The 26,502-nt window shown below is 70.9% G+C and carries 21 protein-coding genes and 1 other RNA gene; 5 read left to right on the top strand and 17 right to left on the bottom strand.

Annotated elements, in window-relative coordinates; genetic code table 11:
- Nucleotides 1-67: 67 nt before the first annotated feature.
- The 7 genes from ITJ55_RS03715 to ITJ55_RS03745 form a co-directional block, all read right to left on the bottom strand.
- Nucleotides 68-2,677 carry a glycoside hydrolase family 2 protein gene (locus tag ITJ55_RS03715; RefSeq protein WP_194594129.1) on the bottom strand — a complete coding sequence of 870 codons (2,610 nt, stop codon included), beginning with the start codon at nt 2,675-2,677 and terminating at the stop codon, nt 68-70.
- A gap of 44 nt (nt 2,678-2,721) precedes the next feature.
- Complete coding sequence (locus tag ITJ55_RS03720; protein WP_194594130.1) at nt 2,722-3,537, bottom strand: ATP-binding cassette domain-containing protein; 816 nt, start codon at nt 3,535-3,537, stop codon at nt 2,722-2,724.
- Complete coding sequence (locus tag ITJ55_RS03725) at nt 3,534-4,451, bottom strand: ABC transporter ATP-binding protein (protein WP_194594131.1); 918 nt, start codon at nt 4,449-4,451, stop codon at nt 3,534-3,536. Before ITJ55_RS03725 ends, ITJ55_RS03720 begins: the two co-directional genes overlap by 4 nt.
- The gene (locus ITJ55_RS03730; RefSeq protein ID WP_194594132.1) at nt 4,448-5,443 is read right to left on the bottom strand and encodes an ABC transporter permease; all 996 of its coding nucleotides are present in this window, start codon (nt 5,441-5,443) and stop codon (nt 4,448-4,450) included. The genes ITJ55_RS03725 and ITJ55_RS03730 overlap by 4 nt, the downstream gene beginning before the upstream one ends.
- 10 nt (nt 5,444-5,453) lie before the next feature.
- Entirely contained in the window at nt 5,454-6,443 is a 990-nt protein-coding gene (locus tag ITJ55_RS03735; RefSeq protein ID WP_194594133.1) for an ABC transporter permease, read from the bottom strand.
- Between the two features lie 34 nt (nt 6,444-6,477).
- Entirely contained in the window at nt 6,478-8,142 is a 1,665-nt protein-coding gene (locus ITJ55_RS03740) for an ABC transporter substrate-binding protein (RefSeq protein ID WP_194594134.1), read from the bottom strand.
- Between the two features lie 290 nt (nt 8,143-8,432).
- On the bottom strand, nt 8,433-9,764 hold the full coding sequence (locus ITJ55_RS03745; RefSeq protein ID WP_194594135.1) for an ROK family transcriptional regulator: 1,332 nt from the start codon (nt 9,762-9,764) through the stop codon (nt 8,433-8,435).
- Between ITJ55_RS03745 and ITJ55_RS03750 the strand changes: the two genes are divergently transcribed.
- Both ITJ55_RS03750 and ITJ55_RS03755 read left to right on the top strand, forming a co-directional pair.
- Entirely contained in the window at nt 9,763-10,647 is an 885-nt protein-coding gene (locus ITJ55_RS03750; RefSeq protein WP_194594136.1) for a LacI family DNA-binding transcriptional regulator, read from the top strand. The genes ITJ55_RS03745 and ITJ55_RS03750 overlap by 2 nt on opposite strands.
- 235 nt (nt 10,648-10,882) lie before the next feature.
- The gene (locus ITJ55_RS03755) at nt 10,883-12,427 is read left to right on the top strand and encodes a hypothetical protein (protein ID WP_194594137.1); all 1,545 of its coding nucleotides are present in this window, start codon (nt 10,883-10,885) and stop codon (nt 12,425-12,427) included.
- Between the two features lie 174 nt (nt 12,428-12,601).
- On the opposite strand, the gene ssrA is transcribed toward ITJ55_RS03755, so the two are convergent.
- The 7 genes from ssrA to ITJ55_RS03790 all read right to left on the bottom strand — a co-directional run bounded on the left by ssrA (nt 12,602) and on the right by ITJ55_RS03790 (nt 18,432).
- Nucleotides 12,602-12,979, bottom strand: a transfer-messenger RNA (tmRNA) gene (gene ssrA / locus ITJ55_RS03760).
- Nucleotides 12,980-13,098: 119 nt separating this feature from the next.
- Nucleotides 13,099-13,575, bottom strand: coding sequence for an SsrA-binding protein SmpB (gene smpB, locus ITJ55_RS03765; protein ID WP_056257192.1), 477 nt, complete (start codon nt 13,573-13,575; stop codon nt 13,099-13,101).
- Nucleotides 13,576-13,698: 123 nt separating this feature from the next.
- A complete protein-coding gene (gene ftsX / locus ITJ55_RS03770; protein WP_194594138.1) occupies nt 13,699-14,613 on the bottom strand; it encodes a permease-like cell division protein FtsX in 915 nt (304 codons plus the stop codon).
- On the bottom strand, nt 14,610-15,353 hold the full coding sequence (gene ftsE / locus ITJ55_RS03775; protein ID WP_043593759.1) for a cell division ATP-binding protein FtsE: 744 nt from the start codon (nt 15,351-15,353) through the stop codon (nt 14,610-14,612). The genes ftsX and ftsE overlap by 4 nt, the downstream gene beginning before the upstream one ends.
- 57 nt (nt 15,354-15,410) lie before the next feature.
- Nucleotides 15,411-16,520: a peptide chain release factor 2 gene (gene prfB, locus ITJ55_RS03780; RefSeq protein WP_194594139.1), complete on the bottom strand. Its 1,110-nt coding sequence runs from the start codon at nt 16,518-16,520 to the stop codon at nt 15,411-15,413.
- A 62-nt stretch (nt 16,521-16,582) separates the two neighbouring features.
- Nucleotides 16,583-17,185, bottom strand: a complete 603-nt coding sequence (locus ITJ55_RS03785) for a hypothetical protein (RefSeq protein ID WP_194594140.1) — start codon at nt 17,183-17,185, stop codon at nt 16,583-16,585.
- A gap of 80 nt (nt 17,186-17,265) precedes the next feature.
- Nucleotides 17,266-18,432, bottom strand: a complete 1,167-nt coding sequence (locus ITJ55_RS03790) for a cysteine desulfurase family protein (RefSeq protein ID WP_194594141.1) — start codon at nt 18,430-18,432, stop codon at nt 17,266-17,268.
- Nucleotides 18,433-18,521: 89 nt separating this feature from the next.
- Here ITJ55_RS03790 and glgX point away from each other — a divergent pair, with 89 nt between their 5' ends.
- The 3 genes from glgX to ITJ55_RS03805 all read left to right on the top strand — a co-directional run bounded on the left by glgX (nt 18,522) and on the right by ITJ55_RS03805 (nt 22,037).
- Nucleotides 18,522-20,675: a glycogen debranching protein GlgX gene (gene glgX / locus ITJ55_RS03795; protein WP_194594142.1), complete on the top strand. Its 2,154-nt coding sequence runs from the start codon at nt 18,522-18,524 to the stop codon at nt 20,673-20,675.
- Entirely contained in the window at nt 20,672-21,175 is a 504-nt protein-coding gene (gene ybaK / locus ITJ55_RS03800) for a Cys-tRNA(Pro) deacylase (RefSeq protein ID WP_194594143.1), read from the top strand. Before glgX ends, ybaK begins: the two co-directional genes overlap by 4 nt.
- A gap of 217 nt (nt 21,176-21,392) precedes the next feature.
- Nucleotides 21,393-22,037 carry a DUF1294 domain-containing protein gene (locus tag ITJ55_RS03805; RefSeq protein WP_194594144.1) on the top strand — a complete coding sequence of 215 codons (645 nt, stop codon included), beginning with the start codon at nt 21,393-21,395 and terminating at the stop codon, nt 22,035-22,037.
- A gap of 119 nt (nt 22,038-22,156) precedes the next feature.
- Here the strand turns inward: ITJ55_RS03805 and ITJ55_RS03810 are convergent, their stop codons facing one another.
- From ITJ55_RS03810 to ITJ55_RS03820, 3 genes are read right to left on the bottom strand one after another with little or no spacing between them, the layout of a single operon-like run.
- On the bottom strand, nt 22,157-24,274 hold the full coding sequence (locus ITJ55_RS03810; RefSeq protein ID WP_194594145.1) for an ABC transporter ATP-binding protein: 2,118 nt from the start codon (nt 24,272-24,274) through the stop codon (nt 22,157-22,159).
- On the bottom strand, nt 24,271-25,368 hold the full coding sequence (locus tag ITJ55_RS03815) for an ABC transporter permease (RefSeq protein WP_194594146.1): 1,098 nt from the start codon (nt 25,366-25,368) through the stop codon (nt 24,271-24,273). The genes ITJ55_RS03810 and ITJ55_RS03815 overlap by 4 nt, the downstream gene beginning before the upstream one ends.
- 9 nt (nt 25,369-25,377) lie before the next feature.
- Nucleotides 25,378-26,364 carry an ABC transporter permease gene (locus tag ITJ55_RS03820; RefSeq protein WP_194594147.1) on the bottom strand — a complete coding sequence of 329 codons (987 nt, stop codon included), beginning with the start codon at nt 26,362-26,364 and terminating at the stop codon, nt 25,378-25,380.
- Between the last annotated feature and the right edge of the window lie 138 nt (nt 26,365-26,502).

Raw genomic sequence — 26,502 nt, forward strand, 5'->3', positions numbered from 1 at the left:
CACCCGACTATAACAAGGGGCCACACGTTTTTCGGCTCTCGGGCCAGCCCCGAACGGGGGCCACGCCTCACCCCACCAGCTCGTTCGCGGTCCGCAGCACCCGCCCCGAGACGAGCCCGTCGCCCACCCCCGCGACGTCCGACACCACGGTGAAGACGACCGTCTCGCCCGGCAGCAGCGTGACCAGCATCTCGTCCACCGTCGCGGCGGGGTCGACCTTGTCGACGAGCAGCGCCAGGTCACGCACGAGCGAACCTGCCGTCACCTCGACCCGGTAGCCCGGGCCAGCACCCGACCCCACGGGCACCACCGTCACCGACGTCGACAGCGACGCCGCGGCGAGCGCCGACTCCCGCGGCTCGACCGGGAACCACAGTCCGCGCCTCACTCCGGGCACCGAGGCGACGACGAGCTCCGACTCCGGCGAACCGAACGCGGCGACGTCGGCAGGCACAGATACGGTCACGGTGTCTCGGGCGGCCACCACCACGTCGACGGTCGACTCCGAGAGGACGCGACCGTCGTACGCGACGCGCCGCAGCGTGAGCGGGCCGACCAGCGCCTCCTCGGTGTCGTTGACCACCACGGCCGCGAGACCGCCGTCGCGCGGCTGGATCGTCACGAGCAGGTCGGCGAACGCGTGCCGCATCGCGTAGAGCAGCGGCTTCCGCTGCCCGTCGCCGTCGACCGCCGCCCACGACGTCACGGGCCAGCAGTCGTTGAGCTGCCACACCACGGCCCCCATGCAACGCGGGGCGTGCGACCGGAAGTGCTCGAGCGCCACCTGCACCGCGTTCGCCTGGTTGAGCTGCATCGCCCAGTGCCACGCCTCGATCTCGTCGGGCAGCCGGTAGTGCGCCAGCAACCCGTCGGTCAGCTTGTCGTTGCCCTGCATCGCCTTCTGGTGCACGAGCATGCCGGGCGACTCGGGCGTGAGCGGCTCGTCGTGGATGGCCCGCGTCATGGCCGACCAGGTCGGCGGTCCCTGCCAGCCGAACTCGGCCACGAACCGCGGCACGACGTCACGGTAGGTCGGGTAGTCGGTGCGGTTCCACTGCTCCCAGAGGTGCACCGACCCGTGGTCGGGGTCGCTCTGCGCGACGTCGAGGCTGCCCGACCAGGGGCTGCCCGCCGCGTACGGACGCCCCGGGTCGAGCTCGGAGACGAGCGCCGGCAGCAGGTCGAGGTAGTAGCCGAGCCCCCAGGTCGCCCCGTCGAGTCGGCGCTGCCAGCCCCACTCGTCGTGACCCCAGATGTTCTCGTTGTTGCCCGTCCAGAGCACGAGGCTCGGGTGCGTCATCAGCCGGGTCACGTTGTCTCGCACCTCGGCCTCGACCTCGCCGCGCAGGGGCTCCTCCTCGGCGTAGGCCGCGCACGCGAACAGGAAGTCCTGCCAGGTGAGCATGCCCCGCTCGTCGCACAGCTCGTAGAAGTCGTCCGACTCGAAGATGCCGCCACCCCACACGCGCAGCAGGTTCACGTTGCCGAACTCGGCCTGCTCGATGCGCCGGAGGTAGCGGTCGCGCCCGATGCGGTGGGGGAACGCGTCGTCGGGAATCCAGTTCGCGCCCTTGATCCACAGCGGTTCGCCGTTGACGACGACCGTGAAGCTCGTCCCGACCTCGTCGGGGTCGACCCGCACCTCGACGGACCGGAACCCGATGCGCGACGACCACTCGTCGAGCAGTCGCCCACCCGAGGAGGCGCGGGTCGCGTCGACCACGTCACCGTCACCACCCGAGGAGGCGCGGCTCGCGTCCCCGTCCGCTCCCCCGGTCACCGAGACCCTCACGTCGTACAGCGGCTGCCCGCCGTGCCCGCGCGGCCACCACAGCTCGGGGTCGTCGACGACCACCTGCAGGACGACGGAGTCCTCGCCCGGCTCGACCCGCGCCTCCTGCGTGACGTCGCCGACGGTCGCCCGGACGGTGACCCCGTCGGGTGCGGCGCCGGTCGAGGCGCCCGCGCGCTCGAGGTCGACGTGCACGTCGACGACGCCCCGCGACCCGTCGACCGTCACGACCGGTCGCACCGCCGCCAGCCGCACGCTCGACCACGACTCGAGCGTGACGGGCTTCCAGATGCCCGAGGTCGCCGTGTCGAGGCCCCAGTCCCACCCGAAGCTGCACGCCATCTTGCGGATCGCGTTGTAGGGGTGGTGGTTCACGTGCGGCCGGTAGCCGAGCGCCAGGCTCTGTGCGTCGGCGTGGGCCACCGGCGAGGCGAAGCGCACCTCGAGGTCGTTCGACCCCTCGCGAAGCCGGCCGTCGACCGCGACCCGGTAGGTGCGGTGCTGGTTGCGCGTCTCGGCCACCACCGAACCGTTGAGCAGCACCGTGGCGACCGTGTCGAGCCCGGCGAAGACCAGGTCGTGCCGATCGTGGCCGGCCCCGTCGTCGCCCGGCGCCCAGTCGAAGGTCGACGTGTACGACCAGTCGGCCTGCCCGATCCACGCGAGCAGGTGCTCGTTCGCGTCGATGTAGGGGTCGACGATCAGGCCGGCCGCGAGCAGGTCGGTGTGCACCGTGCCCGGGACGGTCGCGGGCACGTCGACGGCCGCGATCTCGGGCGGCACGGGGCCGGCGGTGCTGCGCAGGCTCCAGCCGGCGTGCAGGGTGCGGACGGTGCGCTGCGTCGCGCGGGTCGTCGTCGTGGTGGTGGTCTCGGTGGTGCTCATGTCGCTCCCAGCGATCGAGTGTGTGGCGTGGAGTCGGGCGAGGGTCAGGCGCGGGCGGCCCGGCGTTCGGCGATGCGCTTCTCGGGGTCGGGCGCGGCCTCGGCGAGCTGCTGCGTGTAGGGGTGCTGCGGGTTCAGGATGACGTCGTCGGGCGTGCCCCGCTCGACCACCTGCCCCTTGTACATCACGAGGATCTCGTCCGAGAAGTGGCGGGCCGTCGCCAGGTCGTGCGTGATGTAGAGCACGCCCAGGTCCTCTTGCCGTTGCAGCTCGGCGAGCAGGTTGAGCACCCCGAGCCGGATCGACACGTCGAGCATCGACACGGGCTCGTCGGCGATCAGGATGCGCGGCTCGGGCGCCAGGGCCCGGGCGATCGCCACCCGTTGCCGCTGCCCGCCCGACAGCTCGTGCGGCCGCCGGGCGGCCACGTCGGCCGCGGGGCCGAGCTGCACGCGCCCGAGCAGCTCGCGCACCTTCTCGTCGACCGTCGACCGGGTCGCCTTGCCGTGCAGCAGCAGCGGCCGTGCCAGGTGGTGCCCGATCGAGTGGAACGGGTTGAGCGAGGCGAAGGGGTCCTGGAACACCATCTGCACGTCGCTGCGGTAGCGCCGCAGCGCCTCGCCGTGCCGGGGCGCGACAGCGCCGTCGAGCACGATCGACCCGCTCGTCGGCCGTTCGAGCTGCAGCAGCATCTTCGCGATGGTCGACTTGCCGCTGCCGCTCTCCCCGACCAGGGCGACCGTCTTGCCGGCCTCGAGCGTGAAGCTGACGTCGTTCACCGCGCGGAGGCGACCTTTCTCACCTCGTCCCCCGCGCACCCGGTAGTCCTTGACGACGTTGCGGAACTCGAGCGTGCTCACGCCGCGCCTCCTGTGCTCGTGGCGACGGACGTCGCCTGCTCGTGCCCCGAGGACGCGCGGGTCGCGCCGCCCCCGGCCGTCTCGTCGACCCCGCTGCGGATGAACGCCCCGCGGTCGCCCGTCAGGCTCGGGAACGACCCGAGCAGCTTCTTCGTGTACTCGTGCTGCGGGTTCGTGTAGAGCTCGGTCGACTCGCCGATCTCGACGATCTCGCCCGCCCGCATCACGGCGATGCGGTCGCTGATCTCGAGCAGCAGCGGCAGGTCGTGCGTGATGAAGATCACCGCGAAGCCCAGCTCGTCGCGCAGCCGCTTGATCTCGCGCAGGATCTCGCGCTGCACCACGACGTCGAGGGCGGTCGTCGGCTCGTCCATGATCATCATCTGCGGGCCGAGGGCGAGCGCCATCGCGATCATCACGCGCTGGCGCATGCCGCCCGAGAGCTCGTGCGGGTACGACTTCAGACGAGTGCGGTCGACCCCGACGGTCTCGAGCAGCTTGCCCGCCCGCTCGACGCGGTCGGCCTTCTTCCAGTACGGCCGGTGCGTCTTGAAGACGTCCTCGAGCTGTGCCTGGATCGTCGTGACCGGGTTGAGGGCGTTCATCGCCCCCTGGAACACCATCGACAGCTTGTCCCAGCGGAACGCCCGCAGCGCCTTGTCGTCGAGCTCGGGCAGCACGATGTCGGCCCCCTCGGCGTCGTGGAAGACCACCCGGCCGCCGGTGATGACGGCGGGCGACTTGAGCAGCCGGTTGATGCCGTAGGCGAGCGTCGTCTTGCCGCAGCCCGACTCGCCCGCGAGCCCGAGGATCTCGCCTCGGGCCAGCTCGAAGCTGACGTTCTTGACGGCGTGCACGGGGTGCTCGACGGCGTAGTCGACGCTGAAGTCCTCGACGGTCAGGACGGTGCTCATGCGGTGGCCCCCTCGGTGGTGCCGGCGGCGGCCTCGGCGCGCGCCAGTCGCTTGCGGTCGGCCCGGCTGACGCCGGCCCGGGTCTGGTCGCGCAGCTTCGGGTTGATGATCTCGTCGATGGCGAAGTTCATCAGCGACAGCGCGCAGCCGAGCAGGGCGATCAGCAGCCCCGGCGGCACGAACCACCACCAGGCGCCGAGTCGCAGCGCGAGTCCGTTCTGGGCGAAGTAGAGCATCGAGCCCCAGGTGAACTGCCCCGAGACGCCGAGCCCCAAGAACGACAAGCCCGCCTCGGCGAGGATCGCGAAGATCACCGCGAACAAGAACTGGCTCGCCAGCACCGGCAGCACGTTCGGCAGGATCTCGACGGCGACGATGCGCCAGGTCTTCTCGCCCGACACCCGCGACGCCGCCACGTAGTCCCGCGACCGGAGGCTGAGCGTGATGGCGCGCAGCACGCGCGCGCTGGCCGCCCAGCTCGTGATGACGATCACGAAGGCGATCACGACGAGGCCCTTCTGCGGCACGTAGCTCGACACGATGATCGCGAGCGGCAGCCCGGGGATCACCAGCACCACGTTCGAGAACAGCGAGAACGCCTCGTCGACGAACCCGCCGACGTAGGTGCCGATCACGCCGAAGACGATGGCGAGCGCCATCGCCACGACGCCGACCAGCAGGCCGATCAACAGCGAGCCGCGGGTGGCGTAGGCGAGCTGGGCGAAGACGTCCTGCCCGGTCTGGGTGGTGCCGAGCAGATGGTCGCCGCTCGGGGCGCTCAGGCCGACGTCGCTGATCGCCTGCGGGTTCTGCACGACGAACGGGAAGATCAGGCCGAACAGGGCGATGGCGGCGATCATGCCCGCCCCCACCCAGAGCTTGGGCGTCACGTGCGGGAAGACCCTCGTGAGGCCCGTGCGGCCGGTGCCTGCACCGCTGTCGCCGGTGGGCGAGTTCGGGTCGGCGAGCTGGCCGAGGTCGATCGTGGACATGCTCGTCGTCCTAACGCTTGGCGCGCGTGCGCGGGTCGATGAAGCCGTACATCAGGTCGACGATGAAGTTCGTCCCCAGCACGGCGAGGGTGATGACCAAGAAGATGCCCTGCATCAGCGCGTAGTCGTTGTTCTGCGTCGCCGTGAACAGCGCGTTGCCGATGCCCGGGTACGAGAACACCTGCTCGGTGACGATCGACCCCGACACGACGAAGCCGAGCGAGATCGCGAACCCGGCGAACTGCGGCAGCACCGCGTTGCGGGCGGCGTACGTCTGGCGGATGCGCATCGGCGACAGGCCCTTCGCCTCGGCGGTGACGATGTAGTCCTCGCTGAGGGTCGACACCATCATGTTGCGCATGCCGAGCAGCCAGCCGCCGACCGACGAGATGATGATCGTCAGCGCCGGCAGCGTGCCGTACAGCACCGCACTCTGGATGAACGTCGCGTTCAGGCCCGGTGTCGCCTCGTACACGTCGTACCCACCCGACAGCGGGAACACCCGCAGGATGCTGCCGAACACGTACAAGAGGATCAGCGCGAGCCAGAAGTACGGCACCGCCTGGAACATCGTCGTCACGGGGATGAAGTTGTCGAGCACCGACCCGCGCTTCCAGCCGGCGAGCGTGCCGAGGCCCACCCCGAAGACGAACGACAAGATGGTCGCGATGCCGATCAGGGCGATCGTCCACGGGATGGCCTGGCCGATGATGGTCGACACCCCGGCCGGGAAGTACGACACCGAGATGCCGAGGTCCCCCCGGGCCAGGTTGCCGAGGTACTGCACGTACTGCGAGAACAGGGGTTCGTCCGAGTCGGACCCGAGAAGGAGGCGCAGGCTGGTCACGGTCGCCTCGCTGACCGGGCCCTTCTGCTGCATCTTGGCCAGCAGGATGTCCACCGGGTCACCGGGCAGCAACCGCGGGATGAAGAAGTTCAGCGTCAGGGCCGCGAACAACGCGACCGCGTAGAAGCCGACCTTCTGGGCGACGTACCTCACCCGCGCCTCCTGACCTTCTCGGTTCCGACCACGATCACTTGAGCTTCAGGTTGAGGACGGTCTGGACGTTGTCCCAGGCCTTCCACGTCGCCGGGAAGTTCTCGGTGTCGTCGTCACCCGTCGGCCAGCCGGTCACCTTCGAGCTGTTGAACTCGGTCAGCGTGGCCTGCAGCAGCACCGGGATGTACGGCATGTCCTTCACGATCTCCTTCTGGATCGTGTAGTACTGCTGGGTCTTCTCGGCGACGTCGTCGGTCTGCTCGGCCGCGACGATGGCGGCGTCGACGGTCGGGTTCGAGTAGCGGGCGAAGTTGTTGATCGCCTGCTCGCCCACGGGCGAGGTGGTGGTCGAGTCGAAGTTGCCGTTGTAGATGTAGTACGGGTCGGTCGACGGGCCCTGGCCGAGCGAGTCCATCGTCAGCTGGAACTGACCGTTGTTGCGGGCCGCGACCCACTCGTTGTACGACTTGGCGCTCTGCGTGATCTCGATGCCGACCGCGCGCAGCTGCTCGGCCATGGCGTCGATCGCCGCGATGTAGTCCGAGTAGCCCGTGACCACCTGGATCTCGAGCGACAGCTTCTGACCGTCCTTGGCGTAGATGCCGTCCGAGCCCTTGACGTAGCCGGCCGACTGCAGCAGCTGGTCGGCGGCCGCGGTGTCGGCCGTCATCGGCGTCTCCTTCTGCACGTCGGGGCTGATGTAGTCGTCGTCACGACCGAGGGTCATGAACGTCGGCGAGATCTGCTTGTTCGTGCCTGAGAACGCGAGGTCGTTCAGCTGGTCGCGGTTCAGCGCCTGGTAGATCGCCTGCCGGACGGCCGGGTCGGTCTGCGGGCCCGTGCAGCCGAGGTCGGCGTTCGAGCAGGTCATCAGCGTGATCTGCTGCAGCGGGGTCGCGACGTAGCTGACGTCGGGGTTGCTGCCGAGCACCTTGTCGGCCTCGGGGATGAAGATGCTCGACCAGTCGAGGTTGCCGCCGACGATCGCGTCGGTCGCCGACGTGTTGTTGGCCAGGGCGATGTACCGGATGCTCTTGATCTCGGGCTTGCCCTCTTGCCAGTAGTTCGGGTTCGCCTTGTAGACGTAGCTCTGCGGGGTGAAGGTGTCGAGCATGTACGGCCCGGTGCCGATCGGCTTCTCGACCGGGTCGGTCGCGATGTCGGAGAGCTTCGAGAAGACGTGCTCGGGCACGATCGCGGCCTGGCCGAGGATGTCGGGCCCCTTGACGAACGACGTCGAGTCGAACGAGAAGACGACCGTGTCGTCGTCTGTGGCCTCGACCGTGCCCTCGAAGCCGACGCGGTTGAGCTCGGGCTTGTCGAGCATCGTCTGGAACGTGTAGGCGACGTCGTCGGCCGTGAAGGCCTCGCCGTCGCTCCAGGTCACCCCGGTGCGGAGGTCGACCGTCAGCTGCGTGCCGTCGTCGTTCCACTCGTACTTCTCGCCGAGGACGGGTTTGGGGTCGGCCCCGGTCAACACGTTGTAGTAGAAGAGCTGCTCGTAGAGCAGGCCCTGCGAGGTGCTGTCGGCCGTGGCCGAGAACGGGTTGAAGTTCGCCGTCAGGTCGCCCGACGGGCCCGTGTTGGCGGTGATGCCGCCTTCGTCGCCGCCGCCCGAGGCGGTGCAGCCGGTCAGCACGAGACCGGCGGCCGCGGCGATCGCGATCGCACCGAGCCCGGCCCTTCGGCGGATGGTCATGGAGAGAGGCATCGTCGACCCTTCGTCGTGCCAGGCGCCGTCGCCTGGTCCCGAGGTCTTTCTTAGACGACTTACGTAAGCGAGTCAAGAAAGAGCTGAGGCCGTGTCGCGATCGTGACCCGCGCCTCCTCGGGGTGCCGCAGCGCACGGCGTCGGCCGGTGCCGTCGGCCCGCACCGCACCGCACCGCACCGCGTTTCGTGCACGGCACCCCGACGAGACGCGGTGCGGTGCACGACATGCGGTGCGGAGCCGAGGAGGCGCGGGCCGGCCTCGGGCACCGCGGCGGGGTCAGCGCGCGATGGCCCGCTGCACCACCAGGGCGGCCGCGCCGATCGCGGCCGCGTCGCGCGGGTCGGTCGAGACCTCGACCCGGGTGGTGTGCACCCCGCGCGAGAAAGCCCGGCGGGCCAGCGCGTCGACGGCGGCCCGGGCGTAGATCGAACCGGCCACGGCGACCCCGGGGCCGCTCAGCACGACGCGGTCCAGGTCGAGCAGGTTGGCGAGCGTCACGACGCCCGCGGCGAGCTGCCCCGCGGCCCGCGTGACGAGTGCGTCGGCCGCGGCATGCCCGGCGACGGCGGCGCGGGCGAGCAGGTCGAAGTCGCGGGCCACGCCGCCGGGGGCGTACGTGAGGCCGAGGTCGTCGAACGCGGACGCGTCGCGGTGCGCACGGGCCACGACCGCGGCCGGCGAGGCGGCGAGCTCGAGACAGCCGCGGTTGCCGCAGTAGCAGGGCTCGCCGTCGAGGTCGATCGAGACGTGGCCGAGCTCGCCCGCGCCCGAACTCGCCCCGCGGTGCAGGGCGCCGTCGAGCACCACGCCGGCCCCGACGCCCGTGCCGAGGTAGACGCAGGCGAACGTCTCGGTCCGCGGCACCTGGCGGCTCCAGAACTCGCCGAGCGCGGCGGCCGCGGCGTCGTTGTCGACCACGACCGGCAGACCGAGCCGCAGGGCGACCGCCGCGTGCAGCCCGGCGTGGAGCGCGCTCTCTGTCGAACGCGGCCCGGTGCGGACGCCGTGCGCGAGGGTGGCGCGGGGGCCCACGACCGCGAGCCCGGCGACCGCACCGCTCGCGAGCCCGAGGCTGCCGACGACGTCGTGGAAGCCGTCGACGATGCGGACCGCCGCGGCCGTGACGTCGTCGGAGGCGGCGGCCCCCGCGTCGATCTGCAGGCGCCCGACGACTCCCCCGCGCAGGTCGGTGACGACGAAGGTGAGCGAGTCCGACCCGATCTGCACCCCCATGCCGTAGACCGCCCGGGGGTTGACCTCGATCATCGTGCGCGGCTTGCCGCCAGTCGAGGCCGCCCGCCCGGTCTCGCGGACGAGCCCCTCGTCGAGCAGCCGACGGACGATCGTCGAGATCGACGCCTGCGTCAGCCCGCTGGCCTCGGCGAGCTCGACCCGGCTGATCGGACCCGACGAGCGCACGAGGTCGACGACGAGGTCGCGGCTCGTCTGCTGCTGCGGCTGCGGCTGCGGCGGCTGCGGCTGCTGCGGCGGCGGCGGCTGTGCCTGCGGGGGGTGCGGGGCGGCCGACGTGGCTCGCGTGCTCGGGTCGGTCTCGCGGGTCACCACGTGCGTCGCTCCGACCTGTCTGGGCTGTAGGTTCGGGCTCATGACCGACTCGATCGTCGACACCCGGGTGGCCCCTGCCGGCCCGGGCGACCGCCGTCGCGTCGGTCTCGCCCTCGTCCGCCCCGGCGAGATCTTGGGGGCGGAGCCGTTCTACCACGAACTGATCGCCGGCATCGAACGCGTGCTGCGCCCCCGGGGCCACACCCTGCTGCTGCAGGCCCTCGCCGACCGCGACGCCGAGTTGACGGCCTACCGACGCTGGGCGGCCTCGGGCGACTTCGGCGCGGTGGTGCTGGTCGACCTCACCGACGACGACCCGCGGCCCGCCCTGCTCGGTGCGCTCGGCCTGCCCGCCGTCGTCCTCGGCGACCCGGCGCTCTCGGGCGACCTGCCCGCCGTGTGGACCGGTGACGGCCTCGCGATGCGCGACACGGTGGCCGCACTCGTGGCGGACGGGCACCGCCGCCTGGCCCACGTGTCGGGCCCGATGGCCCTGCTGCACACGCAGGTGAGGCAGGAGGCGCTGGTCACCGCGAGCCGCGCCTCCTCGTCCGTCGTCGAGACGATCGAGGGCGACTACTCGTGGGACGCCGGCGCAGCCGCCCTCTCGCGGCTGCTCTCGGGGCCGACGCCCCCGACGGCCGTCGTGTTCGACAACGACCAGATGGCGCTCGGCGGGCTCTCCGCGGCCCGGCGGCTCGGGGTGGACGTGCCCGGCCGGCTCACCCTCGTCGCGTGGGACGACTCGGCACAGTGCCAGCTGTCGACCCCCTCGCTCTCGGCCGTCAGCCACGACGTGCAGGGCATCGGCGAACTGGCCGCGGGCATGCTGCTGTCCGTCATGGCAGGCGAGGCCGTCGCCTCGGTGGACGCGCCGCCGGCGTCGCTCGTGCGGCGAGGGTCGTCGGGGCCCGCCCCGGCGTGACCCCCGAACGGGTCGATAGCAGGTCTGCCGCAGATCGCCACCCGCGAACGGGTGACGTTCGGGTGCCACCTGAACCACCCGTCGCATTCTGGACCGAACGGTGTCGTTTTCTCAGGTTGTCGATAGGTTCGAACGGTGCTGCCCTCCGGGCCGGCACGGCATGTCTCACCTGGCGCTGGGCTGGGGGCGGACAAGCGATGACGCTTGCACCACCGAACAAGAAAGCACTCACCACGTGATCACCAAGTTCTCTTGGCGCCGTGCGGTGGCCGTCCCGGCCGTCCTCACGCTCGCCCTCGGAGGGGCCCTCCTCTCCACCACCGCGGCGCAGGCCGTCGACAGTGACCTCATGGTCACGTCGCCGCTCGCCGACACGCCCACCGATTCGCGGCTGGTCACCGTGGCCGGCACGGCCATCGCCGACGCCAACGTGATCATCAAGGACACGAACACCGACGGCACCGTGCTCGCGCGCACGACCACCGACGGTTCCGGCGCATTCTCGACGACGATCCAGTACTCGGACGACGCCGACGAGACTCAGACCATCTTCGTCGACGGCGAGAAGGGGTTCAGCGGCTTCGACCCGACCGTCACGCGGTCGTTCACCCTCCCCGCCGTGGCTCCCGTCGAGACCTTCGAGGTGGTCACGCCCAAGGCAGGCCAAGAGCTGGACTCGCGCACGGTCACCTTCTCGGGCACCGGCCTCTCGGGCTCGACCGTCAACGTGCTCGACACGAACGACGATCGCCTGCCGGGTACCGGCGCCGTCGCCGTCGTCGACGGCCAGTGGTCGCTCGAATACACCTACCCCGACGACGCGGACCGCAACCAGACCGTCCGCGTGACCGAGGTCACGGGCGGCTCCGGCACCGGTGACACCGAGGTCTCGTTCGTCCTGCCCGCCGCCGTGGTCCCCCCGACCACGCCGGACGCGCTCGACACCCCGGTCATCACCTCGCCCGAGCAGGGTGAGACCGTCACCGGCACCGAGGTCACCTTCGAAGGAACGGGCACCCCCGGGGCCGACATCGGCCTCGTCGTCGCGCCCACCGACTCGGTGAGCACCCTCGCCGACGACCCGGCCGACCGCATCGTCGTCGACGCCGACGGCAACTGGACCGTCACGCTGGCCCTCGCACCCGCCGAGTACACCGCCGTCGCCGTCCAGGCTCTGCTCGACGAGAACGGCGACCCCGTGCTCGACGGCACCGGCGCCCCGATCGTCTCCGCCCCGTCGACCCCGGTCGACTTCACCCTCGAGGCCGCGGCCGTCGCCCCCTTCGAAGCACCGGTCGTCACCTCGCCCAGCGCCGGCCAGGCCGTCGTCGGCAGCACGCTGAACGTCACCGGCACCGGCACGCCCGGCGCCCGCGTGGCCTTCGTCATCTACGCCCAGGGTGGACAGCCCCAGTCGTCGCAGCCCTTCGAGCAGGCCCAGGCCGAGAGCACGATCGTCGTCGACGCCGCGGGCAACTGGAGCTCGACCGTCACCGGTCTCGTCCCCGGTGCGTACACCATCGCGCCGTTCTCGTTCGCGCTGAACGCCGCGGGCGAGACCACCGCGGTCGCCACGGGTGACCCCGTCGACTTCACCGTCGTCGCCGCCGTCGTGACCGCCGCCACCCCGACGACGCCCTCGGGCCTCGCCTACACGGGTTCGGAGGGCACCGAGACGGCTGCCGGCATCGGCGCCGCCGCGCTGCTGGCCGGCGCGCTGTTGCTGATCGCGGCTCGTCGTCGCGCGAAGCTGGCCGTCGCCGAGACGCCCGCCGAGTAACACCCCGCACCACGACGACGGCCCTCGTCGCTGCCTCGGCAGCGACGGGGGCCGTCCCGCGTGGCAGCGGCGGGGGCCGTCCCGCGTCCCGCGGGCAGTCACCCCGGACGCACGAACGCCCCCGCCTGATCAGGCGGGGGCGTTCGTGTTCGCGAGTCGTGTGACGACGACCGATGGTGGAGATGGGGGGAATTGAACCCCCGTCCATCGCTGAGATTGCACGCATTCTACGGGCGTAGCCAGATGAGACGTTCTGCTCGGCTCCGACCTTTGCTACTGGCTTCTAGGTCGACGAGCCCAGCCCGAGTGCAAGTCCCGTGTGACCCCCAGGCGCAGTCACACAGCTAGCCATCTAAATGACGTCAGGATCTGGTTAGAAGGCGGTCACCAGACTGACGGACTCCATGTGGCTCTACTGCTTACGCAGCGAGAGCGAAGTCAGTGCGCTTGTTATTGGCACTTATTGTTTTCCAGAGATCGTTTACGAGATAACCCTGGATCCTCGGCCCGCTTCTCGTTCGCACACAGGCGATGTCGAAACCGATCATCCCCATGAGGGGGCCGTCGTCACACGCTCTTGAATTACCAACGCACGAATCCGTGCGGCCCATCAGTCTACGTCGTCCGTGGCGATCGCGCCACCGCGGTGGGGGCCGTCGCCCAGGACGGCGTCACTCCCCCAGGTGCTTGCGGGCGGACATGGCGGCCTGGGCCTCGCGGGTCGCCGTGCGCTCTCGGAGCGTCTGCCGCTTGTCGTACTCACGCTTGCCCTTGGCGAGGGCGATCTCGACCTTGGCCCGGCCGTCGCTGAAGTAGATCTTCAAGGGGACGACCGTGAAGCCGCCCTCTTTGGTCTTCTGCCCGATCTTGTCGATCTCGTGGCGGTGCAGCAGCAGCTTGCGCTTGCGTCGGGGCGCGTGGTTGTTCCAGGTGCCCTCGGTGTACTCGGGGATGTGCACGGCGTCGAGCCACGCCTCGCCGGCGTCGACGAAGGCGTACCCGTCGACCAGCGACGCCCGCCCCTGCCGCAGCGACTTGACCTCGGTGCCGCTCAGCACGATGCCCGCCTCGTAGGTGGTGTCGATCGTGTAGTCGTGGCGCGCGCGGCGGTTCGTGGCCACGACCTTCTCACCGCGTTCTTTCGCCACGCTGGGCCTCCTGGTCGTTCGGGTGGTGTGCTGCCGACAGGCAGCCGTTCAGTATACAGGCAGAGCCGAGGAGGCGCGGTGCCCGCTCGACGGACACCGCGCCTCCTCGGCTCTGCCGCGGCTCTAGACCTTGAGGTAGCGCCTGATCGCGACGTTGGCGCTCAGCGCCGCGAGCAGGATGCCCACGACGACGACGATCGGCACGACGAGGGCGGCGTCGCGCAGGCCGATGAACGGCGTGCCCTGGAAGGTCACGGCCAGGTAGCCCTTCACGAAGAAGTTGACGATGGCGACGATCGCCGCACCCGCCAGCACCGAGCCCACGAGGGCCGCGATCACCCCCTCGAGGATGAACGGCGTCTGGATGAACCGGTTCGACGCACCGACCAGGCGCATGATGCCGAGCTCTCGCCGTCGGCTGAAGGCACTCAGGCGGATGGTGGTCGCGATCAACAGCACGGCGGCGATCAGCATCAGCGAGGCGATGCCGATGGCCGTGTAGCTCGCGGCGTTCAGCACGGAGAAGATCGGGTCGAGGTACCCCCGCTGGTCGACGACGCTCTGCACGCCGGCGAGGCTCGACAGGCTCTCGGTGAGGACGTCGGACTGCGTGGGGTCCTTCAGGTTCACCCAGAAGGTCTCGTTGAGGTACGCGGGCTGGACGAACTCGGTGGCCGGGCTGTCGGCGAACTGCTGCTTGAAGCGGTCGTAGGCCTCGGTCTGGTCCTCGAAGTAGAACTTGTCGACGTACGGCGTGAGCACGTCGCTCTGCAGCTGTGCCTCGACGCCGTCCTTCTGGTCTTGCGTCGCCATCGCGCCGGTGCAGTTGCCCGTCGTGTCGGTGTCGGTGCAGAGGTAGACGGCGACCTGGGCCTTGTCGTACCAGTAGCCCTTCATCTGCGTGATCTGCATCTGCAGCAGCGCGGCCGTGCCGACGAAGGTCAACGAGATGAACGTGACGAGCACGACCGAGACGACCATCGACGCGTTGCGGCGCAGGCCGCTGCCGACCTCGCTCAGGACGAGTCCGAGTCTCATGCGTCCGCCCCTCTCGTGCTCAGGTCTTCGACTCCGATGGCCTGGATGGGCACCGCCTGCGTCTGGTAGCCGCCGTGTCGCTCGTCGCGCAGGATGTTGCCCGCGCTCAGCTCGATCACGCGACGTTGCATCTGGTCGACGATGCCGGCGTCGTGCGTGGCCATGATGACCGTGGTGCCCCCGGCGTTGATGCGCTCGAGCAGGGTCATGATGCCCGCACTCGTCGAGGGGTCGAGGTTTCCGGTCGGCTCGTCGGCGAGCAGGATGGCGGGCTTGTTGACGATCGCCCGCGCGATCGCGACGCGCTGCTGCTCACCGCCCGACAACTCGTGCGGCAGGCGGTGCTGCTTGCCGACGAGGCCGACCATCTTGAGGACGTCGGGCACGGCTTCTTGGATGAAGCCCTTGCTCTTGCCGATCACCTGCAGGCTGAACGCGACGTTGTCGAAGACGTTCTTCTGCGGCAGCAGGCGGAAGTCCTGGAACACCACGCCGAGGTTGCGTCGGAAGTACGGGACCTTGCGGCTCGAGAGCGTGCCGAGACGCTGCCCGAGCACGTGGATCTGACCCTGCGACGGCTTCTCTTCTTTCAGCACGAGCCGCAAGAAGCTCGACTTGCCGGAGCCGCTGGCCCCGACGAGGAACACGAACTCGCCCTTGAGGATCTCGAGGGTGACGGCGTTCAGCGCGGGCCGGGGGTTGCCGACGTAGACCTTGGTGACTTCATCAAACCGAATCATGACGGGGATCACCCTAAGCGCGGGTCAGGACGATCGGCGCAACGACTCGCTGCGGTGCTAGTCCTGGTCGTCGCGCTTGCGCCAGCGGATGCCGGCCGAGATGAAACCGTCGAGGTCGCCGTCGAAGACGTTCGAGGGGTTGTTCACCTCGTGCTCGCTGCGAAGGTCTTTCACCATCTGGTACGGCGCCAGCACGTAGCTGCGGATCTGGTCGCCCCAGCTGGCCGTGATGTTGCCCGCCAGCTCTTTCTTCTTGGCGTTCTCGGCCTCTTTCTGCAGCAGCAGGAGGCGCGACTGGAGCACGCGCATGGCGGCGGCCCGGTTCTGGATCTGGCTCTTCTCGTTCTGCATCGAGACGACGGTGCCGGTCGGGATGTGCGTCAGGCGGACGGCCGAGTCGGTCGTGTTGACGCTCTGACCACCGGGGCCCGACGACCGGAACACGTCGACGCGGATGTCGTTCTCGGGGATGTCGATCGACTCGGTCTCTTCCATCAGCGGGATGACCTCGACCGCGGCGAAGCTGGTCTGACGCTTGCCCGCCGCACCGAACGGGCTCATGCGCACGAGACGGTGCGTGCCGGCCTCGACGCTCAGGGTGCCGAACGCGTAGGGCGCGTCGATCTCGAAGGTGGCGCTCTTGATCCCCGCCTCTTCGGCGTAGCTGGTGTCCATCACCGTCGCGGACATGCCGTGCTTCTCGGCGTAGCGCAGGTACATGCGCAGCAGCATCTCGGCGAAGTCGGCGGCGTCGACCCCACCGGCACCGGCGCGGATCGTGATGACCGCGGGCCGCGGGTCGTACTCGCCGTCGAGCAGGGTCTGCACCTCGAGGACGTCCATCATCTTCTGCAGGGCCTTGAGCTCGGCCTGGGCCTCGTCGGCGCTCTCTTGGTCGTCGCCGTCGTTCGCCATCTCGACGAGCACCTCGAGGTCGTCGAGCCGCTGCTCGGTCGTCTCGAGCTTCTCGAGCTCGGACTGCCGGTGGCTGAGGGCGCTGGTGACCTTCTGCGCGTTCTCGGTGTCGTCCCAGAGGTCGGGTGCCGAGGCCTGCTCGCTGAGCTCGGCGATCTCGGCCACGAGACGGTCTTGCCCGATCACCGCACGGATGTCTTCGAACGTGGCCCGGAGGGCGGCAATCTGCTCAGAGAAATCCAGTGCGATCATGGTCCCCGAGCTTACCCGGCGCGGGTGGGGGCGACGTGCGGGTGGGCCCGCGGGCTCGCCCGTCAGCGCCGCGCGACGCCCGCGTCACGCAGGGCCAGGTCGGCGAGGCGCCGGACGACCTCGGGGTCGCCCGCTCGCCACGCCGCGACGGGGTCGGGCGACACGGCGAGCGCCGCCCGGGCGTCACGGCCGGTCAGTGCCCGCAGCGCGAGCAGGTCGTCGCCGCCGGGCAGGGCGAGCAGCGACCGGGTCGAGGAGGCGCGGCGCGCGAAGGCGATCCGCCCGCGCAGCCAGACCCACAGCACCACGAGGCTCGGCACCCCGGCCACGACGAGACCCGCGACCAGCGCGGCGCGGGCCACGCCGTCCTGCTGCTGCCGTCCGGCGTCGGCGAGGGCCTGCCCGGCACCGCTCGCTCCGTCGAAGGGTGCGCTGGCGGCATCACCGACCAGGGGCACCCCGGCCAGCGCGCGCGAGGCGTCCTGCATTGTCCCTTGGAAGCCGGCCCCCGCCTCCTCGAGTTGTCGCCCGAGGTCGGCGAAGGTGCCGATGAAGCCCGCGATCGCCACCCCGAGCACGACGAACACGACGACGAGGCCGATCGCCACCACGTCGCCGGTCACCTGGCGGGCACGGACGAGGGGTGACGACGAGTAGAGCTGCATGCTCACAGTGTGCCCGCCCGTCGCCGGTGGGCGGCGACGTGACGACGGATGCGCGCGAGCCCGGGCGGGCGCGCCCGGCGTCAGCGGGCGCCGAGGGCGGGCGTGCGGTCGGCGTAGCCGGCTCGGCCGGCCCGGGCGACGGCGTCGGGCAGTGCGGCGAGCAGGGCGTCGACGTCGGCCTCGGTCGAGGTGTGACCGACGGTCATGCGGAGCGCCCCGCGGGCCGCGTCGGGCGACAGCCCCATGCCGAGCAGCACGTGGGACGGTTCGGGGATGCCCGCCTGGCACGCGGACCCGGTCGACACGCTGACCCCGGCGGCGTCGAGCAAGAACAGCAACGAGTCGCCCTCGCACCCCTCGAAGGTGAAGTGGGCGTTGCCCGGTAGCCGGTCGACGGGGTCGCCGCGCAGCACCGCGCCGGGCACCGAGGCCAGCACGCCGGCGACCAGGCGGTCGCGCAACGGCTCGTAGTCGGCGTGCGGTTGCTCGGCCGCGACGGCGAAGGCCACGGCGGCCGGGGCGTCCTGGGTGCCCGAGCGCACCTGCCGCTGCTGGCCGCCGCCGTGGATGAGGGGCACGACCGTCGCCGACCGCGACAGCACGAGAGCTCCGATGCCGATCGGCCCGCCGATCTTGTGTGCGCTGACGCTGAGCGCCGCGAGCCCCGACGACGCGAAGTCGATCGGCACCTGGCCGTACGCCGCCACCGCGTCGGAGTGCACGGGCACGCCGTGGGCGGCGGCGAGCGCGACGACCTCGTCGACGGGCTGCATCGTGCCGACCTCGTTGTTGGCCCAGAGCAGGCTGACGAGGGCGACGTCGTCGTGCTCGTCGAGGGCCGCGGCGAGCGCGTCGACGCGCAGCCGGCCCTGCTCGTCGAGCGGCAGCCAGGTGACGACGGCGCCCTCGTACCGTTCGAGCCACTCGACGGTGTCGACGGTCGCGTGGTGCTCGCCGGCCGGGACGAGGAGGCGCGGGCGCGGTCGGTCGGACTGCCTCGCCCACCAGAGTCCCTTGATCGCGAGGTTGACCGCCTCGGTGCCGCCCGAGGTGAAGACGACCTCGATCGGGTCGCAGCCGAGGGTCACGGCGACGCGTTCTCGGGCCTCTTCGAGCACCCGTTTGGCGTTCTGCCCGGCCGAGTGGATCGACGACGGGTTGCCCACGGTGCCGAGCGCCTCGGCATAGGCGGCGATGGCCAGCGGGTGCATCGGGGTGGTGGCCGCGTGGTCGAGGTAGACGCTCATGGAAGGGTCCTCAGGCTGGGGTGGGGCGGGTGCGCCGGTGACGCCAGGTGATTTCGGGGCCGACGCGCGCCTCCTCTACTGTAAGTGCCGTGACCGACCTCGACCCCCTGCGCGACCTCGGCGTCCGCACCGGCCCCGACGGGCCGACCCTGCGGGTCTGGTCGTCGTCGGCGACGCGCGTCGACCTCGTGATCGACGACGCCCCTCACGACCGTGTCGTGCCGATGGTGCGTGACGAGCACGACGTCTGGAGCGCCACCGACGGCGCCCTCACCCCCGGTCGCCGGTACTGGCTGCGGGCCGACGGCCCCTCGGGCCCGGGCAGCGCCTTCGACCCGTCGCTCGAGCTGCTCGACCCGTACGCGCGGGGGCTCGGTCGCACCGGCCGGGGCACGTGGCGCTCGGCGGTCGTCGACGAGGCGTTCGACTGGGGCGGGGTCGAGAAGCCGCGCACGCCGCTCGACCGGGTCGTGGTCTACGAGGCGCACGTCAGGGGCCTCACCCGGCTGGCGCCGTTCGTGCCCGAAGAGCTGCGGGGCAGCTACGCCGGCCTCGCCGCCGAGTCGACCATCGCCTACCTTCAGGGGCTCGGCGTCACGGCCGTGCAGCTGCTGCCGGTGCACCAGCACGTCGACGAGCAGCGCCTCGTCGCGCAGGGCATCGAGAACTACTGGGGCTACAACACCCTGAACTACTTCGCGCCGCACGCCGCGTACGCGAGCCGCGACGCCCAGCTCGCCGGGGCGTCCGCGATCGTTCGCGAGTTCAAGGGCATGGTGCGCCTGTTGCACGAGGCCGGCATCGAGGTCTACCTCGACGTCGTCTACAACCACACCGCCGAAGAGGGCGAGGTCGGCGGGCCGGTGACGAGCCTCCGTGGTCTCGACGGCGCCGCCTACTACCGACACGACGCCGAGGGCCGACCCGTCGACGTGACCGGCTGCGGCAACTCGCTCGACACCAGCACGCCCGCCGCCTCGCGACTCGTGCTCGACTCGCTGCGCTACTGGGCGAACGAGGTGCAGATCGACGGGTTCCGGTTCGACCTGGCGGCCACCCTCGGGCGGGGCGCCGACCACGTCTTCGACCCCGAGCACCCGCTGCTCTCGGCGATCGTGAACGACCCGGCGCTCGAGGGCGTGAAGATGATCGCCGAGCCGTGGGACGTCGGGCTCGGCGGCTGGCAGACCGGCGCCTTCCCCGAGGGCTGGATCGAGTGGAACGACCGCTTCCGCAACCGGGCCCGCGACTTCTGGTTGACCGACATCGCCGCCGCGCGGTCGCAGGGTGCTCCCCCGTCGGGTCTCGGCACCTTCGCCTCGAAGCTGAGCGGGTCGAGCAACATCTACGCCCGCGAGCGCGGCCCGCTGTCGGGCGTCAACTTCGTCACGGCGCACGACGGGTTCACGCTGCTCGACCTCGTCTCGTACGACGGCAAGCACAACCTCAGCAACGGCGAGGCCAACCGCGACGGCACCGACGACAACCGTTCGTTCAACCACGGCGTCGAGGGCGACAGCGTCAACCCCTGGATCTCGGACGCCCGACGCCGCTCGATGCGCAACCTGCTCGCCACCCTGTTCGTCTCGGCCGGCATCCCGATGCTGACGGCCGGCGACGAACGCGGTCGCACCCAGCACGGCAACAACAACGCGTACTGCACCGACAGCGAGCTGACCTGGGTCGACTGGACCGACGAGCCCTGGCACCGCGACCTGCACGACGACGTCGCGACGCTCGCCCGGCTGCGGGCGGAGAACCCCGCGCTGCGCCCGTCGCGCTTCGGCCTCGACGGCGCCTGCACGCTGAGCGCCAACGAGATGTCGTGGCACTCGGCCTCGGGTGACGAGATGCGGCCCGACGAGTGGAACGACCCGGGCGTCCGCACCCTGCAGTACCTCGCCGTCTCGACCCCGGAGCACGAGGCGCCCAACACCGTGCTGGTCGTGGTGCACGGTGCCGAGACGAGCGTCACGGTGACGCTCCCCCGCCACGAGGGCGTCACCTCGTACGACGCCCTGTGGTCGAGCGACGACCGGAGCCTGCCCCGTGACACCGCCCCCGGCGACGAACTGATCGTCTCGGGGCCGACCGTCGTGCTGTTCCGCGGCGTGACCGTCGACGCCGACACGACCGACGAGGCCGGCACGAGCGGCGAGGCCGACGCCACCGACGGGGCCGACGCAACCCACGGGGCCGACGCGACCGGCACGACCGGCGACGCCGTCGAGACCGGCGCGTGACGAAACCGACCGCAGGAGGCGCGCGCGGCCCCGCCACGCCGGCCACGGTCGCGCTCACCGCGGCCGGCATCGCCTTCACCCCGCACACCTACGAGCACCACGACACGGCGACGAACTTCGGCGAGGAGGCCGCGGCCGAGCTCGGCCTGTCCGAGGAGCGCGTCTTCAAGACCCTCGTGGCCGACGCCGACGGCACCCTCGTCGTGGGAGTCGTCCCGGTCTCCGGTCGCCTCGACCTCAAGGCCCTCGCCGCAGCCGTCGGAGCGAAGAAGGCCTCGCTCGCCGACCCCGCCCTGGTCGAACGCCGCACGGGCTACGTCGTCGGCGGCATCAGCCCGCTCGGCCAGAAGACCGCCGCGACGACCGTCGTCGACGCGAGCGCCGCCTCCTTCCCGTCGGTGTTCGTCAGCGGCGGGAGGCGCGGGTTCGACATCGAGATCGCCCCCGACGACCTCGTGCGCGCCACCGGTGGCACCTACGCGGCGATCCGTCGCGACTGACGCCCGCCGCGCCTCCCGCACACCAGCCCGCGGAGCCCACGCCGCCACGAAGTGGACACCGCGCCACGGAAAGACGTGGCGCGGTGTCCACTTCGTGGCGCGAAGCGAAGCGGCGGGTGCCGGGTCGGCAGAGCAGGGCAGGCGGCAGGGCAGTTCAGGCGGCAGGGCAGTTCGGGCGGCGGCGGGCACACGGCCAGCGCGGGCTAGGGTCGGGCGCATGACCGGCAGTCCGGCCCGGATCGAGGGCACGCTCACCTCGTGGGACGACGACCGCGGGTTCGGGTTCCTCACCCCGGTCTCGGGGCGGGGTCGTGCCTTCGTGCACATCACGGCGTTCAGCCGGGGGTCGGCCCGGCCGCGCGTGGGCGACGCCTTCTCGTACGAGGTCGACCGGCACGGCGACCGGGGGCCGGCGGCGGTCCGCGTCGCACCGGTCGGTGGCCGGTGGTCGGCGCCCCGGGCCCGGGCGCCGCGCCCGACCCGAGGCGGGCGGGTCGCGCTCGTCGTGGGGCTCGTGCTCGCGGTGGCGATCGTGGTCGCCGTGGGCGTGCTCGCCACGACCGGTGCTCGGGCGACGGCCGTCGACGACGCCGTGCCCTGGCTGATCGGCGGCGCCCTCGTGCTCAGCCTGGCGACGGCCGTCGTCTACGCCGTCGACAAGTCCGCCGCCCGCCACGGACGACGCCGCGTACCCGAACGCGTCCTGCTGCTGCTCGGGCTGTTCGGCGGCTGGCCCGGAGCCCTCGTCGCACAGCAGCTGCTGCGTCACAAGACGAGCAAGCGGTCGTTCCAGGTCGCCTTCTGGGCCACGGTGGCCGTCGACGTGCTGGCCGTCGCGGCCGCCCTCGTGCTCGTCGGCTAGCACCGCGCGCCTGCCCGCCGGCACGCGCACCGCCGGCACGCGCACCGAGACCCCGGTGAACCGCCGAGACACTCGTGCGCGCGCGAGTGTCTCGGCGACCTCCTGGGGTCTCGGCGACCTCAGACCAGCTGCTTCTCGCGGGCGAAGTGGCAGGCGGCCGTGTGGTCGGCGCCGTCGCGGCCGTGCGGCAGCATGGTGGGCACCTCGTCCTCGCACCGAGAGCGCTGGGCCTCGGGCAGCATCGCGTACAGCGGGCACCGGCTGCGGAACCGGCAACCCGTCTGCTTGACGGTCGGCGTCGGCGGGTCGCCCGGCAGCACGATGTGCTCGCGGGCGCGCTCCTTGACCGGGTCGGGCACCGGTACGGCCGAGAGCAGCGCCTGGGTGTAGGGGTGCAGCGGGTGCTCGAACACCTCGTCGACCGGGCCCGTCTCGACCGTGCGGCCGAGGTACATCACCGTGACCCGGTCGGCCACGTGCCGGATGACCGAGAGGTCGTGCGACACGAACAGGTACGACAGGTCGAGCTTCGCCTTGAGCTCGGCCAGCAGGTTGAGCACGCCGGCCTGGATCGACACGTCGAGCGCCGACACCGGTTCGTCGAGCACGATCAGCTTCGGGTCGGCGGCCAGCGCCCGGGCGATCGAGATGCGCTGCCGCTGTCCGCCCGAGAACTCGTGCGGGTAGCGGGTCGCCGCAGCCGCCTCGAGCCCGACGAGCCGCATCAGCTCGGGCACGCGGCGCGACACCTCGTCACGGGGCCGCCCGATTGCGAGCAGCGGTTCGGCGATGATGTCGCTGACCGGCTGGCGGGGGTCGAGGCTGGCCATGGGGTCTTGGAAGACCATCGACACGGCGCCGCGCAACCGCTTGACGGTCGACGCGTCGAGCTTGCGGTCGAGGGCCGTGCCGAGCAACTCGATGGTGCCGGCCTCGGGCACGCGGAGGTCCATGATCTCGTGCAGGGTCGTGCTCTTGCCCGAGCCCGACTCGCCCACGAGCCCGAGCGTCTCGCCCTCGCGCACGTCGAGGTCGACACCGTCGACGGCCCAGACGCTGCCGACCCGGCGCTTGAACACCGAGCCCTTCGTCAGCGGGAAGGTCTTGACCAGCCCGTCGACGTGCAGCACGCGGTCGCGAGAAGCCCGGGGCACCGCGGCGAGGGCCGAGGTGAGGGCGGGCGGCAGGTCGTAGACGTCCTCGGGGTCGGTGCCCTCGCCGACGAGCTGGTCGGAGTGCAGGCACGCGGCCCGGTGGCCGGCCTCGACCGCGGGGGCCTGCTCGAGGGCGGGTTCGTCGACCCGGCACTCGGCCGTCGCCAGCGGGCAGCGTGCCGCGAACGGGCAGCCGGGGGCGAGCGACAGCAGCGACGGCGGCGTGCCCGGGATCGGCACGAGCGGCTGGTCCGAGCGCTGGTCGAGGCGTGGCAGCGCTCCGATGAGGCCGACCGTGTACGGCATGCGGGGGTGGGCGAACAGGTCGTCCGCGGTGGCCGTCTCGACGACGCGACCCGCGTACATCACGGCGATTCGGTCGGCGAACCCGGCGATGACGCCGAGGTCGTGGCTGACGAAGATCAAGGCGGCCCCGGTCTCGCGCTGGGCCGTCCGCAGCACCGAGATGACCTGGGCCTGGATGGTCACGTCGAGGGCCGTGGTCGGCTCGTCCGCCAAGATCACGTCGGGGTCGTTGGCGATCGCCATCGCGATCATGGCTCGCTGCCGCATGCCCCCCGAGAACTCGTGCGGGAACGAATCGACCCGGCGCTCGGGTTCGGGGATGCCGACCAGCCCGAGCAGCTCGACGGCCCGCTCGCGAGCCTGCTTCTTCGAGCCTCCGCGGTGGATGAGCACCGTCTCGGCGATCTGCTGACCCACCGTGTAGACCGGCGTGAAGGCCGACAGGGGGTCTTGGAAGACCATGGCGATGCGCTTGCCGCGGATCGCCGACATCGACTTGTCGCTGCGACCGAGCAGCTCGTCCCCGTCGAGCGTGATCGACCCCGTCACCTGGGCGGTGGCGGGCAGCAGGCCGAGCACGGCCAGGCTCGTGACCGACTTGCCCGAGCCCGACTCGCCCACGATGCCGAGCACCTCGCCGCGTCGCAGCGTCAGGTCGACGCCGCGCACGGCGCGCACGTCGCCGTCGGGGGTCGGGAAGGTCACGGTCAGGTCGTGCACCTCGAGCACCGGGGCCGAGGAGGCGCGGGTGCGGTCGACCGGTTCGGTGAGCGTCATGCGCGCTCCCCCTTCTCGTCGTTCGTGCGGGGCGGGGCAGCGGAGCCGACGTCGGCCCCGGGGGCGGGGCTCGCGGTCTCGGAGACGCCGCCGGTGCGACCGAGGGGCGCCGCGCCTCCTCGGCCCTCGGCCGTTCGGCCGCGCGTGCGGCGACGCCGGCCGGTGCGACCCGCCGTCGAGGTCGGGTCGAGCGCGTCGCGCAGGCCGTCGCCCAGCAGGTTGCTCGCGAGCGCGAAGACGATCAAGGCGCCGGCCGCGAAGAAGAACAGCCAGGGCTTGGTCGTGGCCGCGCTCTGGTTCTGGGCGATGAGCGTGCCGAGCGACACGTCGGGGGGCTGCACGCCGAAGCCGAAGTACGAGAGCCCCGACTCGGTCAGCACCGCGGCCCCGATCGCGATCGTGGCGTCGATCACCAGGAACGACGCGACGTTCGGCAGGATGTGCCGCACGATGATCGTGAAGTGGCCGATGCCCATGTAGCGCGCGGCCCGGATGAACTCCCTCTCTTTGATGCTGAGGGTGAGCGAGCGCACGACGCGAGCCGTGATCATCCAGCCGAACAGGGCGAGCAGGGCGACGAGGATGAGCCAGCCGTACTGCTTCAGGCGCGGCGACAGGATCGCGATGATCAAGAACGACGGCAGCACGAGCAGCAGGTCGACGAAGACCATCACGGCCCGGTCGACCCAGCCGCCGAAGTAGCCCGCCATCGCACCGAGCATCCCGGCGATGACGGTCGAGAACAGCGCGACGAGCAGGCCGATCAACAGCGACTTCTGCAGGCCCCGGGCGGTCTGGGCGAACACGTCCTGGCCGATGTTGTTCGTGCCGAACCAGTGGGCGCCGGTCGGCGGCGACGACAGGGCCGTGTAGTCGATGTAGTCGTAGGCGTATGGCGAGACGAGCGGGCCGACGAACGCGAAGACGAAGAGCAGCACGACGGTCACGAGGCCGACGGTGGCGCCGCGGTTGGCGAACAGGCGTCTGAAGGTCAGCACGAGGCGGTTCGGCGTCGTCGCCGCCGCCTCTTCTCGCGACTCGGGCACGACGGCGTCGGACGGGCCCTCGAGGAGGTCGGGTGTGAACCGGGTCATGGGGCGGCCCTACTTCTGCGCTCGGACGCGCGGGTCGAGCACCGCGTTCAGCACGTCCGACACGAAGCCGGCGAGCAGCACGACGACGGCGCTGTACAAGGTGTACGTGACGACGACGTTGATGTCGTTGGTCTGGACGGCGTCGATGAACCAGGCGCCGAGGCCGTTCCACGCGAAGATCTTCTCGGTGAACGTGGCGCCGGTCAGCACCCCCAAGAAGGCGAAGGCGAACAGGGTCGTCATCGGGATGAGGGCGGTCCGCAACCCGTGCTTGAAGATCGCCGGCCGACGGCGCAGCCCCTTGGCCCGGGCGGTGCGGATGTAGTCGGCCTGCAGCACGTCGAGCATCGTCGCCCGCTGGTACCGGCTGTAGACCGCGATGAGGCCGACGCCGATCGAGACGGTCGGCAGCAGGAGGTGCGCGATGCGGTCCCAGGCGATCGTGCCGAAGCCGCCGGCGAGGTTGGGCGTCGCCTCACCGGTGAAGGTGATCAGCTGGTAGCCCAGGACGTCGTTGAGCTTCGTCGCCCCGATCTTCAGCAGCACCGCAGTGAGGAACACCGGGGTCGAGATCAGGACGAACGACAGCACTGACGAGACCCGGTCCGAGAACGCGTACTGCCGGATGGCGTTCCAGGTGCCGACCACGACGGCCAGCACGATGCCGAGGATCGACCCGACCAGCAGGAGGCGCAGGCTGACGCCCAGCCGCGGCCCGAATTCTTGAGCCACCGGCTTGTCCTGGATGGTCTGGCCGAGGTCGCCGGTCACGGCGCCACCGAGCCAGTGGACGTACCGGTCGCCGAGGGGGTCCTTGTCGTTGACGCCGATCGAGGTGAGCTTGGCGTCGACCACCTCGGAGGAAGGACGCGGATTGCGATCGGCGTAGACGGAGCGTGGGTTGAGGGTCGCCGAGGCGAGGAAGTAGGTGAGCGACGTCGCGATGAAGACCAGGGCGACGTAGTACACCAGCCGGCGGGCGAGGAATCGAGCCATGGCAGATCACACTAGACGTACCCCGAGCCCCGACCAGCTGGCCAGGTTTCGAGCGTGTAACGAATTCTCATGAAAGTTTGCGTGGATTCAAGGCATCCGTACATTTGTGCACACGCTGTCAGGTGTCGAAAGGCGCTG

Origin of the sequence: Frigoribacterium sp. VKM Ac-1396, from assembly GCF_015350895.1 — a bacterium.
GTDB lineage: Bacteria > Actinomycetota > Actinomycetes > Actinomycetales > Microbacteriaceae > Frigoribacterium.